This is a genomic window from Bradyrhizobium sp. (assembly GCF_004799445.1).
In the GTDB taxonomy this organism is placed as follows: domain Bacteria; phylum Pseudomonadota; class Alphaproteobacteria; order Rhizobiales; family Xanthobacteraceae; genus Bradyrhizobium.
On record NZ_SSNA01000027.1, the window covers coordinates 1 to 12,272 of the forward strand.

The following is a 12,272-nucleotide window of genomic DNA, read 5'->3' on the forward strand; positions in this document are numbered from 1 at the left end:
CCGAGCCCAGTGACTCCACTGAGCACCAACAAGGGCATGCTCGTCAGTGTCGCCTGCGTTAGATGATTGGTGCCAACTTGGTCGTAAAGTTTCTTGACGCTGCAACCGGCCGCGTGCGTGACCGTACAGAACGTCGTAACGGACACGCTGCCAGTGCAATATGCGGTGGAGAGATCAGCGTCGCCGGTAGTCTTGGCAACGATCGTGCAGGACGCGGCGCCGGTTGCGGTATCTACGATATCCGCGATGTTTCCCGTGGCTGTGGCATAAGCACCGTTGTACGCGCGCAGCCCGTACCAATTGGTGAACGTGATGATATCGCCGGGGCCGGTATAGCCGCCGCCTCCCGCGATGACGGAGTTGCAACCAGTCCCGCCTTGGTAGCCGAATGCGCGGCTACAGGAGTCCGCCGATGCCGGCGAGACAACCGCAAAGACAATCGCAGCCAGAGCAATCAAGAACGTGAGAAATTTGCGCATCGAAGTCTCCATGACGTCCGGCCCGGAAAGACCCGACGCGGCAAGGGGTGATCGAGAGATCGCCGGACGCCATGGATTGAGAATTTGCAGGCATCCGCGTCGCCACGCTTTCCGGGCGGGCAATGCGGAGATCATGGAAGCTGGGGGAATCGTCGCAACGCACCACGGGGCGGTGGCAATGCTGCTGATCAGCTTCGCAGGTTCTCTGGAACTTTATCGGTCGCCGGGCCTTGTGAGGGCAACCGGCGATGAGCCCATGAGCGACGACCCGGATTTTCCGACGGCCAATCACGCGCTGCAGGTGCTGCGCCAGGCCCGTTTGTCGCGAAATGAGGCCGCGGCAATAATGCTCGGGGATCTGGTCTATGAGATGGCAGGCACAGGCTTGCGGACCCCTGAAATAGAAGAAGCTCATCAGGCGGCGTGGGTTGCGATTTCCGCCTTGGCGAATACTCTCAAAGAAGAAGGGTTTGCCCCGCCTGCCCTTTGGAAGGCCGCGTTTGGAGCGACGGAAAGCTGGATAGAGCTACTCGACTAGCCGTATTTACTGCCGCGGCGTTTGGCGGCAACGACCGTGAGCAACGGCGGCGACGCGGGCTGCGGGGCTGATGCCGACAGTCCGCTGTTCGGGCTTTTCGCGCTTGCCGGTGGCCTTTGCGGCCTCTCCCGCGGAGTCCAGCGCTTCTCGACGCGCCGTTTCTGTTCCTCATCCTCGACCACGACCAGCGCGATCCCGAACGTATTGAGAGCTAAACCAAGACTTGACCAACCTAAATTCTTAATGGGTTCCGGCGCCAACAGTTTGCCAGCGTACCCGGCCGGCCATCCCGCAATCGCGTCGATCGTCTCGTGCGTGAGATGCAGCTCGTCGCGCCTGGCCCGCAACGCCGCCAGCAGTTCGGCCATGGAGCGGATCGGAACGGGCGCCAGCTGCGCGCGTGGCGATTTCTGCCGCGGTGCGGCTGGCCGGGCAGCGGGCGGTCGATCGGGCGGGGGCGCCTTCCTCTTCTCGCAATGAGCGGCGGCCCGCTCGATGTTTGGGGATATGGCCCATCCAAACTTGCCGCGGTGGTGGCGCTCGTTGACGCGGATGCTGGTCTGCTCCGCAATTTCCTCGACGGCATCAAGCGCGTTCGCATCCATCTTGCGGCCTCGCTTGCCGCTAAGAAGCCGGCCGAAGATCCATTTGCTTCAACTGCGGCGGCGCGGCACTCACAATCGGCGCGCCGGTCAGTCCGTCGTCGAGCCGAAGGCTGTCACCGAACCAGGGCGAGGTCGTCAGCCGGGATTTCATCCGGGTGTTGAAAAATTCCAGCACCCTTTCCGCGCCGTAGGTGAGCGGCATAAAAGACGGGTGCGGCCAAGCGGTTGTCTCGATAATTTCGCCGGCCTTGTAGGCGCGCGTGCCGTACTGCCAAACGCCCGAATCGAGAATGGTCCCGAACGGCGGTTCGAAGCGATAGCGGGCTCGCTCTGCCGGGCGCATATCGCGGGTGACCCGATACTTCGGGGTCTCACGTTCCCAATTGAGCGGCGGCGGTTTGTGGAAAGACCAACCCTTGCCGGCGCCCGCCCGGCCAGCGTCGATCAAACGTGAGGCCTCGTGAACGTCTAACGTTTGCTGGCGACCATCGACGTGAAAAATCGTTGTAGTTTTTTCCATGCTCTTTTTCCTTCAATCGAAATCAGCTGCCGGCCTGAGGTGTGTAAACCCACGTGCCGATCACGGTGGCACCGTCATTGAGGATATTGCCGCTGGTTACCTGTCCGCCGGCGCCGGATATCGCCTGCGCAGCGAGCGCCAGCCCTCGGGCGACGATCTGGACTTCCTGAAATTTCTTATCCAGTGCGGGTGACAGGTTGTTGATGGTGATTACCGCAAGCGACATGATGGCGACCTTTCCTATTCAGGGGTTATCGGCGGCGTGCGGCGGCCTGATCCTGTGCCTGACGGCGCTGTTCGAAACTCATCTTGTCGTAACCGGGGATAGTCTCGGGCGCTGCGCGAGGCTGTTGCGCCGGTGCTGGCGAATTGCTGGTGGACTGCGGTGTGGCGGCTGCTGCAGGGGCTTCGGTCGACATTCGCAACGGTCCAATCTGATTATGGGCCAAATCAGGGGTACGTTGCGAACATCTGTGATTTGTTACGTAAAATCAATAAGATTTAGCGGACTCCGGCTCCGCCATTTCCCGCGATTTGCCTTTCACCCAACCAAATGAACTAGCCGGCACCATCGATCGAGGTCGCTGCGTCATGATGACGAGACTTGCCATCGCCGGCTACCGTTCTCTGCGCGACATCACGGTAACCCTCGGTCCACTGAATGTCGTGACCGGGGCCAATGGTAGCGGCAAGTCGAGCCTCTATCGCGCCCTGAAGCTGCTGGCAGACATCGCACAGGGCCGCATCATCCAGTCGCTGGCGACCGAGGGTGGCCTGCAATCGACGTTGTGGGCCGGCCCGGAGGCTGTTTCCCGCGCGATGAAAGCCGCTACAAAACCGGTCCAGGGCCTGGTTCGCAAGAAACCGGTTAGCTTGAAGCTCGGATTTTCAGGAACCGATTACGGCTACGCCATTGATCTCGGCCTGCCACGGCCGGATTCGCGTTCAAAGTTCTCGAGCGACCCCGAGATCAAGGTCGAGAGCCAATGGACCGGCGAACGGCTCGGCCGGGCCAACGCATTTGCTGTCCGCAACGGCCCCAGCGTCCGCATTCGAAGCGACAGCGGCGAATGGCGGCAGGCCTACACGCATCTCGCGTCCTTCGACAGCATGATGACCCATTGCAGCGACCCGCGCGACGCGGTCGAACTGCTGGTGCTGCGGGAACGGATGCGGGACTGGCGATTCTACGATCATTTGCGTACCGACCGTGACGCGCCGGCGCGCAAGCCGCAGGTCGGCACCTACACGCCGGTGCTGGCGAGTGATGGATCGGATCTGGCGGCAGCCGTGCAAACCATCCGCGAAATCGGCGACGCGGAGTAAATGGACGCCGCCATATCAGACGCTTTTCCTGGCGCGAGCGTCGAGGTGGCCAGCACAGACTGATACTTCGAACTCGAAATGTACCAGCACGGCCTGCTCCGGCCGCTCAAGACCTCCGAACTATCGGATGGTACGCTGCGTTACCTCTTGCTCGTCGCAGCCCTGCTCTCGCCGCGGCCACCGGCCTTGATGATCCTCAACGAACCGGAGACGAGCCTGCATCCGGATTTGTTGCCGCCGCTGGCGCGTCTGATCGCGCAAGCATCGAAACGGTCTCAGGCCGTAGTGGTTTCGCATGCCACGGCGCTGGTCACCGCGCTCGGCGCCGACCCCGATTGCACTCAGATCGTGCTGGAGAAGCAACTCGGCGAAACCGTCGTCAGGGACGGCACGCCGCCGGCTTGGAACTGGCCTTCGCGATAATCGCGCCAGTGGCGGTTAGTGCGCCGTGATCCAGGCCCTCGCCTCGCGCTGGGCTATGGCGATCTCGACCTCGGACATCAGTTCGGCGACCTCGCGGCGCATCTGCATGGCATCAGCGCGGCCTTTCACGGCTGCGAGATTGAACCACTTATGCGCGGCGACCAAATTGACCACGCCGGAACGGCCGCTCGCCCAGTACAGGCCGCGCTCGAACAACACGTCCGGGATCGCGCTTGCTTCCACCGCGGTCGCGCTATCCAGATCAATGTACCCCTGAAACATCGGTCATCTCCTTTTTGTTTTTCTTGGCCAGCCCTGCCGAGCGCGGCCCCCGTCCACTTGTAAAACGTCCCGTTATTCCCAACCGCCGTTTGCCGGCTTGTTGGGATGATCATGACCGATCAAATTTGAAGGACAGTTTAAGTATCGCGATGAATGCGACGTAAACGCTTTGCCGGCGCGCAGGCCCGTGAAATCAAGGGAATGCCTGTTTCAAAGGGTTTTCACGGGTTCGCGGAATTCGGTTTACCCTGCCGTTTCGCGAAACGATAACCATCGCGGCAAGGGCCAACGGCCGCGTGCCCTGGGCGCGTCGCAACTCAGCGCGTCGCTCCGCTATTGGCATCACGCCGCGCGACCTGCAAGCGGCGGCCCCGCGATCGATCGCAGTCGGCTCACACACAAAAACCACCGGCCCTCGCGGGGTCATCGATGGTCGCGACGATGAATATGGGGATTGTCGAGGAAAACGCGCCGGGCGCGAGCAGCACCGGCTGGGAACGAGGGCGTCGGCGAACACGTCAGGACCAGATTTCGCTTGGGGCCAGAGGCCCGGCGAAATTGCGGATCCTGGGATCCGCACCGAACGAAGAAAACTTGTTTCTTCTGCCGGACCGTCTTTCGAGCGAGCAAGCTCTTTCGAAATTACGATCCAGCCGTTTGACCTGATGTCTCGCCGACACCCTCTTTCGTCGACCAGAGCCGCTCTTTCAAAATCTGCTTCTAGGAAGCAAACCGTCCGGAAGGCTCGTGTGACGTGCCGGCATCAAGCCGCCGGCAATTTTCTTCAAGCGAGATTTACTTCTTCTTGGCGACCTTGCGGGTCTTCTTCGCAGTCTTCTTCACTGCGCTCTTCGCCTTCTTTGCCTTCTTAGCTTTCTTGGCCATGTTGCCCTCCTAATGTAAGTGAGATGGCTTAATCGCTGCGTGCACTCGGGAATCGAAATGCACTACATCCCGAATACACCAACACACTCAAAAAAACAGTGTCCCGCTTAAGGAAGTGTTGACGCGCATGTATGAAGGCGCGCACCGCGCGTTCATCCACGGCACGACGAACCATTCGCGCGACGATGCGAATAGTGCCCGGGAAGCCGATATCGGCGATTGTCAATGTTACAGGAAATGCCTGCGCCGCAGCCGCTTTCGCAATTCACACGCGCGACAATCGATCCTTCGCCGATGTCGCTGCGCGTCATCGAAGCTGCCCGAAGACGCATTGCGCGGACTCTGAGTCGTGACTTTTGGCAATAAAAAAATTTTCATGCTCACCGGCTTTGCGTCTCATCGGAGCTCGCCAAAACCGGCTTTTTGCGCGAATCGCGTGCGGCTGATTCGCGGAGCGCGTTGCTTCTCTCGCACGATGCATCACCGGCTTATGGTGAATGAATGATGCACGCGCACCGCTTCGGCAGACCAGACGAGCAACGATGCCTGGCATCGCACGGGCCCGATTCAGATGCCGAGCTTGGACTTCAGCAGGTCGTTCACGGTTTGCGGATTGGCCTTGCCGCCGGATGACTTCATCACCTGGCCCACGAACCAGCCGATCAACGCCGGCTTGGCTTTCGCCTGCGCGACCTTGTCGGGATTGGCGGCGATGATGTCATCAACCACCTTTTCGATCGCGCCGAGGTCGGTGACCTGCTTCATGCCGCGCGCCTCGACCAGCGCGCGGGGGTCGCCGCCCTCCTGCCAGACGATCTCGAACAGATCCTTGGCGATCTTGCCGGAGATGGTGCCCTCGCCGATGAGGTCGACGATCGTTCCAAGTTGAACGGCCGACACCGGCGAGCCCGTAATATCACGGCCTTCCTTGTTGAGCCGTCCGAACAGCTCATTGATCACCCAGTTGGCGGCGAGCTTGCCATCGCGCGCCTTGTCGGCGAGATCAGCCAGTACGGTCTCGAAGAAATCGGCGCTCTCGCGTTCGGCCACCAGCACGCTGGCGTCGTAGGGCGACAGGCCGAACCCGGCGATGAAGCGCGCCTTCTTCTGGTCCGGCAGTTCCGGCAGGTCGGCTTTCAGTTCGGCGACATAGGCCTCGCTGAACTCGAGAGGCAGCAAATCGGGATCCGGGAAATAGCGGTAGTCATGCGCCTCCTCCTTGGAGCGCATCGAGCGGGTCTCGCCCTTGTTGGGATCGAACAGCCGGGTCTCCTGGTCGATGACGCCGCCGTCTTCGAGAATCCCGATCTGACGCCGCGCCTCGTATTCGATCGCCTGGCCGATGAAGGCGATCGAGTTCATGTTCTTGATCTCGCAGCGGGTGCCGAGCGGCGTCCCCGGCTTGCGAACGCTGACGTTGACGTCGGCGCGCAAGGACCCCTTCTCCATGTCGCCATCGCAGGTGCCGAGATAGCGCAGGATCGAGCGCAATTTCGTCACATAGGCCTTGGCCTGCTCCGATGAGCGGATGTCCGGCTTGGAGACGATTTCCATCAGCGCGACGCCGGAGCGGTTGAGATCCACGAACGACATCGTCGGGCTCTGGTCGTGCAGCGACTTGCCGGCGTCCTGCTCCAGATGCAGCCGCTCGATGCCAACCGTGACGCTGTCGCCGCCCCCCAGCTCGACCACGACCTCGCCCTCGCCGACAACAGGCGATTTGTACTGGCTGATCTGGTAGCCCTGCGGCAGATCCGGATAGAAATAGTTCTTGCGGTCGAACACCGAGCGCAGATTGATTTTCGCGTTCAGGCCAAGACCAGTACGCACCGCCTGCCTGACGCAGGCTTCGTTGATGACCGGCAGCATGCCCGGCATCGCCGCGTCGACCAGCGAAACATGGGAATTGGGCTCGCCGCCGAATTCCGTCGAAGCCCCGGAAAACAGCTTCGAGTTCGAGGTGACCTGGGCATGGACCTCGAGCCCGATCACCATTTCCCAGTCGCCGGTGGCACCCTTGATCAGTTTTGAGCCCGTCGCGCTCATGCTGCTGCACTCCCGAGCAATACCGAGGCAATCCCCTCCCATTCGGCATCGAGCGAACCGGCCGCAACCGGCTTGCCGGCCCGGCGGTACCAGTAGCCGGCGTTGCCGAGGTCGCCTTCGACCCGATGCAGATAGGCATGGACCCAGGCAGCGTCCGCGGATGGGTCATCCTGGACCAGTCTGTGCGCTGCGTCCCAGCCGCCTTTGGCGGCCCACCACAGCGCCGCGAGCTGCGCGCTCAACTGCGGCGCCAGCGTTGCGCCCGAGAAACTGGCTTTGAACTCGGCCATGTTCACCACCACCTCGCCGGCGTGAAGCGTCCGGCGGCCTGCTCGATCACCTCGCCGAGCGAGAACAATGTCTCTTCATCGAAGGGGCGGCCGATCAGCTGCAGGCCAAGCGGAAGGCCTTGCGAATCCTTGCCGGCGGGAACCGCGATGCCGGGCAGTCCCGCCATGTTCACGGTCACGGTGAAGATGTCGTTGAGATACATCTCGACGGGGTCGGCGCCCTTTTCGCCGATCCCGAAGGCCGCCGATGGCGTCGCCGGCGTCAGGATCGCGTTCACGCCCTTCGCAAAACAATCCTCGAAATCCTTCTTGATCAGCGTGCGGACCTTCTGCGCACGCAAATAATAGGCGTCGTAATAGCCGGCCGAGAGCACGTAGGTGCCGATCATGACGCGACGGCGGACTTCGGCGCCAAAGCCCTCGGCGCGGGTATTCTCGTACAATTCGCCAATGCTGCGGCCGGGCACGCGCAGGCCGTAGCGCACGCCGTCATAGCGCGCCAGGTTGGACGAGGCCTCGGCCGGCGCCACGATGTAATAGGCCGGCAGTGCGTATTTGGTATGCGGCAGCGACACCTCGACCGGTTCCGCGCCGGCCGCCTTCAGCCAGGCCGCGCCTTCGCTCCAGAGCTTTTCGATTTCCGCCGGCATGCCGTCGAGGCGATACTCTTTGGGTATGCCGATCTTCATGCCCTTGACGGATTTTCCGACCGCGGCCTCGTAGTCCGGCACCGCGCGATCGACCGAGGTGGTGTCCTTGGGATCGTGGCCTGCCATCGAACGCATCAGGATCGAGGTGTCGCGCACCGTGCGCCCGATCGGGCCCGCTTGATCGAGCGAGGAGGCAAAGGCGACGATGCCCCAGCGCGAACAGCGCCCATAGGTCGGCTTCATGCCGACGGTCGCGGTGAACGCCGCCGGCTGGCGGATCGATCCGCCGGTGTCGGTCGCGGTCGCGCCCATGCAGAGCAGCGCCGCCACCGCCGAGGCCGAGCCGCCGGACGAGCCGCCAGGCACCAGCGTGGTGTTGGCGCCGTCGCGCCGCCACGGATTGACCACCGGGCCAAAGCACGAGGTCTCGTTCGACGAGCCCATGGCGAACTCGTCGTTGTTGAGCTTGCCGAGCATGACCGCGCCGTCGCGCCAGAGCTGCGATGTCACCGTGGATTCGTAGGTCGGCACGAAATTGCCGAGAATCCTGGAGCATGCGGTGGTCCGCACGTCCTTGGTCGCGAACAGATCCTTGATCCCGAGCGGAATGCCGGCAAGTGGCCCGCCCTGCCCTTTGCCGATCTTTGCATCGGCTTCGCGCGCCATGGCGCGGGCCTGATCCGGCGTTTCCAGCACAAAGGCGTTAAGCGCGCGCGCCGCCTCGATCGCCGAAAGATGCACCTCGGTCAGCTCAAGCGACGTGAACGATTTGTTCGCGAGGCCATCTCGAGCCTCCGCGAGGGTCAGCGATGTCAAATCGGTCATTTATTAACCGGGCTGCAGAAGAAGGGAGATAATGTCTTGTCGCTGGCGGGGTCGTCGCGCAGCTGTTTGCTGCTGGCCTTGTCGGCCGCCTCCAGCGCATCGAGCACGGCGTCAACAGCCTTGTCGGGATCGGCGACCTTGCCCTGGCGCTCCATGGCGTCGAGATAGTTCATGTAGGCCTGATAGGCCTTTTCGTCGTCGCAAAGCATACACATCGGAAGACTCTTATATTTGTTTATTCGACGACTTTCGGCACCAGAAAGAAATGACCCTGGGTTTCCGGCGCGTTCCTGACGATGTCGTCGGCGATCTCGCCATCATTGACCACGTCGGGGCGCTTCTTCATCTCCATCGGCATGACGGAGGTCATGGGTTCGACACCCTCGACGTTGACTTCGCTGAGCTGCTCGACGAAGGCCAGCATCGCGTTCAGTTCGCCCTGCAGATGCGACACTTCCGACTCCTTGACTGCAATCCGCGCGAGATGCGCGATACGGCGAACGGTGGCGGCATCGACCGACATTATATATGGCCTCTGATGGCAAAACTCAGTCCGCCGTATAGCAGAGGGTGGTTTTGCGCCGCAACCGCGAGGGGTGCCTCTTAACCCGCCAAATGGCTCAGCCGTGCCAGCGCCGCGCCGGCCAGCGCCCGGGTCAGCTCCGCCGCCGGCATTTCGCGCCCCAACCGCACCGCCTGGCCAGCCCAGAGATTGGTGAAATCGAGCTTGCCGAGCTTTTCCGAAGCCACCTTCAGAGGCGCCAGGCCCGTCGCGGCATGCGGGAAGGCGGGCGCATCCGGTGAAATCGGACCGATCTCGCGCATCACGCGGTTGGCGACCCCGCGCGCCGGGCGGCCGGTCATGACATTGGTGATGACGGTGGAATCGTCCCGCGCCTGGGCGAGCGCGGTCCGCGCCGGCGCGATCACCTTCGATTCCGGGCAGCGCAGATAGGCGCTGCCGATCTGCACGCCCGCCGCCCCCAGCGCGAAGGCTGCCGCGATGCCACGTCCGTCGGCGATGCCGCCGGCCGCGATCACCGGGATCTTCACGGCATCGACCACCTGCGGCACCAGCGCGAAGGTGCCGGGCTGCTCGGCGATGTTTTCGGTCAGGAACATGCCGCGATGACCGCCGGCCTCGGCGCCCTGCGCGATGACGGCGTCGGCGCCGTGTTCCTCGAGCCAGATCGCCTCCCGCACGACGGTCGCGGACGAGATCACGATGCAGCCGGCGGCCTTGACGCGGCTGAGCAGCGCCGGTTCGGGAAGGCCGAAATGGAAACTGACGATTTCGGGCTTGAGCTCCTCGACCAGTTCGCACATCGCCGCATCGAACGGCGCGCGGTTGGCGGCATTGACCGGCGCCGCCGGGTCGAGCCCCAACTCTCTATAATAAGGTCCGAGCCGCTGCTTCCAGCCAGCCTCGCGCGCGGCATCGGCATTGACCGGCTCATGACAGAAGAAATTCATGTTGACCGGCGCGGAGACCCGCTGGCGAATGATATTGATCTGCTCGCGCGCCTTCTCGACCGACAGCATGGCGCACGGCAGCGAGCCCAGCGCCCCACCCTGCGCCGCCGCGATCACAAGGTCCGCATCCATCACCCCCGCCATTGGCGCCAGCACGATAGGAAACTCGGTTTTGAAAAGGTCGAGAATTCGGCGGTCCGGCCACATGGTCAGCTCATTTCAACTGAGGGGAATTGGCGCGGGCGTCCTTGCCGGCCTCTGCAAGCCTAGCACCTCAGGAGGTCGCCAGCTATGCAATGCCCCGTTGCCTGAGGCTCCAGCGCCGCAGCGCAACGATGGCCCAGATCGCCTCGACCAGCCCAAACGGCCAGGCGCCCTGCAGAAATCCATAGATTGAGCCGAGCGCACAGGCGGCTGAGAAAGCGAGGATGAACCAGCGGCTGCGATCCTCCAGCGCGTAGCTCACCAGCATCGCCGTGACCGCGAACAAACCAAACAATGTCAGCCCGTCCATCGTAATTCTGCCTTTCCCGCTTTGCACCGCTTGCAGCCCGCGTGGTATGCGAACCCCATGCCTGCCCTCATTCTACCGCTGATCGACGCCGCCACGCACTGGCCTGAACGCGGCGCGCTGATCGGCCTCGATCTGGGCACCAAGACCATCGGCGTTGCCGTATCCGATCCCGACCGCCGGCTGGCGACCGGGGTCGAAACCATCCAGCGCAAGGCGTTCAAGGCCGATGCCGCCCGCCTGCTCGCCATCGCGCGCGAGCGCAGCGCCGTGGGCTTCGTGCTCGGCCTGCCGATCAATATGGACGCCAGCGAGGGTCCGCGCGCGCAATCCACCCGCGCCTTCGCGCGCAATTTCTCCAAATTGACCGACCTCGCGATCGCCCTGTGGGACGAACGGCTCTCCACGGTGGCGGTCGAGCGCGAATTGATCGGGATGGACATGAGCCGCGCCCGGCGCGCGGAGGTGATCGACGAACACGCCGCGATCTTCATCCTGCAGGGCGCGCTCGACCGGCTGGCCAACGCGCGCGAGATGCGCTGACATCATCGAAGTTCTAGCTCGCCCCAACGAGCAAGAAGGTCTGCACCACCGCGGCGAGATTGTTGAGGCCGTGCACGATGATCGTGAGCCAGGTCGAATTGAAGCGGTAGCGGAGACAGCCGAGCAGAAGACCGATCGAAAACACCTCGCCGAAGAAGTACCAGTCGTATTGCAGATGCAGCGCAGTCCAGACCAGCGACGACAGGACGATGGCGCCGGCGGGCCGGAGAAACGACTCCGACCAGCCGCGGTAGAGGAAGCCGCGGGCGAACAATTCCTCCGACATCGGCGCCGCGACGCAGAATGCCATCACCAGAAGCCACAGCGCCCCGTCGGCGCGCGCCGATGTCAGGACATCCATCATGAAACCGGGCGCGGATTCGCGTCCCGTCACGCGCGACAGCACCTCCCATCCCCCGACCAGGACAATGAGCGCGCCGACACCGATCGCGATGCTGCGCCATGAGGGCCAGCGCAGCGCCAGATAGTCGGCGAACGGCGTGCGCGACAGGCGTATCGCGAGCCAGAGCGCGGCCAGAACGGCGGGCAGACCCGTGATCACGGAGAGGGAGATCGTCAGGCCGCCGCCCAGCACGTGGATCGCGGAGCCCAAATCGAGCGGCCCTTCCTGCCGGATCATGAACCAGGTCACGACAGCCATTTGCCCCGCGAACATCGCGCCGAACACGACGAGGCCCCACAGCGCGGTGCCCCAGAACTTCCAGATGCGGGGCGAACGCTGGAGGGGGACAGCCGGCGCGAGCGCGGCGGGACTTGCAGGATCGAGGGAATCCATCAACAGGCTTTCAAATTTCAGTTGCCGTCATGCCCGGACTTGATCCGGGCATCCATCACACTTCACAAGATTGCCGGGTC

16 protein-coding genes and 1 pseudogene are annotated in these 12,272 nt (G+C 62.9%); 4 read left to right on the plus strand and 13 right to left on the minus strand.

Annotated elements, in window-relative coordinates; translation table 11 throughout:
- The coding region (locus tag E8A46_RS02640) for a hypothetical protein (RefSeq protein ID WP_291557049.1) at positions 1–479 on the minus strand (479 nt) is incomplete at its 3' end.
- Here E8A46_RS02640 and E8A46_RS02645 point away from each other — a divergent pair.
- Positions 472–1,017 carry a hypothetical protein gene (locus tag E8A46_RS02645; protein ID WP_291557052.1) on the plus strand — a complete coding sequence of 182 codons (546 nt, stop codon included), beginning with the start codon at positions 472–474 and terminating at the stop codon, positions 1,015–1,017. The two genes, E8A46_RS02640 and E8A46_RS02645, sit on opposite strands and share 8 nt — an antisense overlap.
- On the opposite strand, the gene E8A46_RS02650 is transcribed toward E8A46_RS02645, so the two are convergent.
- From E8A46_RS02650 to E8A46_RS02660, 3 genes are all read right to left on the minus strand, one after another.
- Positions 1,014–1,622: a hypothetical protein gene (locus E8A46_RS02650; protein ID WP_291557055.1), complete on the minus strand. Its 609-nt coding sequence runs from the start codon at positions 1,620–1,622 to the stop codon at positions 1,014–1,016. The two genes, E8A46_RS02645 and E8A46_RS02650, sit on opposite strands and share 4 nt — an antisense overlap.
- Positions 1,623–1,641: 19 nt before the next feature.
- Positions 1,642–2,070, minus strand: coding sequence for a hypothetical protein (locus E8A46_RS02655; protein ID WP_291557058.1), 429 nt, complete (start codon positions 2,068–2,070; stop codon positions 1,642–1,644).
- Between the two features lie 94 nt (positions 2,071–2,164).
- On the minus strand, positions 2,165–2,368 hold the full coding sequence (locus E8A46_RS02660; RefSeq protein ID WP_291557061.1) for a hypothetical protein: 204 nt from the start codon (positions 2,366–2,368) through the stop codon (positions 2,165–2,167).
- Between the two features lie 365 nt (positions 2,369–2,733).
- On the opposite strand from E8A46_RS02660, the pseudogene E8A46_RS02665 reads away from it, so the two are divergent.
- Positions 2,734–3,891: pseudogene (locus tag E8A46_RS02665) on the plus strand (AAA family ATPase).
- A 15-nt stretch (positions 3,892–3,906) separates the two neighbouring features.
- Here the strand turns inward: E8A46_RS02665 and E8A46_RS02670 are convergent.
- A complete protein-coding gene (locus tag E8A46_RS02670) occupies positions 3,907–4,173 on the minus strand; it encodes a hypothetical protein (RefSeq protein ID WP_291557063.1) in 267 nt (88 codons plus the stop codon).
- 429 nt (positions 4,174–4,602) lie between these two features.
- Here E8A46_RS02670 and E8A46_RS02675 point away from each other — a divergent pair, with 429 nt between their 5' ends.
- Positions 4,603–4,839: a hypothetical protein gene (locus tag E8A46_RS02675; RefSeq protein ID WP_291557066.1), complete on the plus strand. Its 237-nt coding sequence runs from the start codon at positions 4,603–4,605 to the stop codon at positions 4,837–4,839.
- Positions 4,840–5,625: 786 nt separating this feature from the next.
- Here the strand turns inward: E8A46_RS02675 and gatB are convergent.
- The 7 genes from gatB to E8A46_RS02710 form a co-directional block, all read right to left on the minus strand.
- Positions 5,626–7,104 carry an Asp-tRNA(Asn)/Glu-tRNA(Gln) amidotransferase subunit GatB gene (gene gatB / locus E8A46_RS02680; RefSeq protein WP_291557068.1) on the minus strand — a complete coding sequence of 493 codons (1,479 nt, stop codon included), beginning with the start codon at positions 7,102–7,104 and terminating at the stop codon, positions 5,626–5,628.
- Positions 7,101–7,394: a hypothetical protein gene (locus E8A46_RS02685; RefSeq protein ID WP_291557071.1), complete on the minus strand. Its 294-nt coding sequence runs from the start codon at positions 7,392–7,394 to the stop codon at positions 7,101–7,103. Before E8A46_RS02685 ends, gatB begins: the two co-directional genes overlap by 4 nt.
- A 2-nt stretch (positions 7,395–7,396) precedes the next feature.
- Positions 7,397–8,869 (minus strand): Asp-tRNA(Asn)/Glu-tRNA(Gln) amidotransferase subunit GatA, encoded by a 1,473-nt coding sequence (gene gatA / locus E8A46_RS02690; RefSeq protein WP_291557073.1) that lies wholly within the window; start codon positions 8,867–8,869, stop codon positions 7,397–7,399.
- The gene (locus E8A46_RS02695; protein ID WP_291557076.1) at positions 8,866–9,084 is read right to left on the minus strand and encodes a hypothetical protein; all 219 of its coding nucleotides are present in this window, start codon (positions 9,082–9,084) and stop codon (positions 8,866–8,868) included. Before E8A46_RS02695 ends, gatA begins: the two co-directional genes overlap by 4 nt.
- A 20-nt stretch (positions 9,085–9,104) precedes the next feature.
- A complete protein-coding gene (gene gatC, locus E8A46_RS02700) occupies positions 9,105–9,392 on the minus strand; it encodes an Asp-tRNA(Asn)/Glu-tRNA(Gln) amidotransferase subunit GatC (RefSeq protein WP_291557079.1) in 288 nt (95 codons plus the stop codon).
- An 80-nt stretch (positions 9,393–9,472) separates the two neighbouring features.
- Entirely contained in the window at positions 9,473–10,549 is a 1,077-nt protein-coding gene (locus E8A46_RS02705; protein WP_291557082.1) for a nitronate monooxygenase, read from the minus strand.
- Between the two features lie 82 nt (positions 10,550–10,631).
- Complete coding sequence (locus E8A46_RS02710) at positions 10,632–10,856, minus strand: hypothetical protein (protein WP_291557085.1); 225 nt, start codon at positions 10,854–10,856, stop codon at positions 10,632–10,634.
- Between the two features lie 57 nt (positions 10,857–10,913).
- Here E8A46_RS02710 and ruvX point away from each other — a divergent pair, with 57 nt between their 5' ends.
- Positions 10,914–11,396 (plus strand): Holliday junction resolvase RuvX, encoded by a 483-nt coding sequence (gene ruvX / locus E8A46_RS02715; RefSeq protein WP_291557088.1) that lies wholly within the window; start codon positions 10,914–10,916, stop codon positions 11,394–11,396.
- 13 nt (positions 11,397–11,409) lie between these two features.
- On the opposite strand, the gene E8A46_RS02720 is transcribed toward ruvX, so the two are convergent.
- Positions 11,410–12,192 carry a type II CAAX endopeptidase family protein gene (locus tag E8A46_RS02720; RefSeq protein WP_291557090.1) on the minus strand — a complete coding sequence of 261 codons (783 nt, stop codon included), beginning with the start codon at positions 12,190–12,192 and terminating at the stop codon, positions 11,410–11,412.
- Positions 12,193–12,272 lie beyond the last annotated feature (80 nt).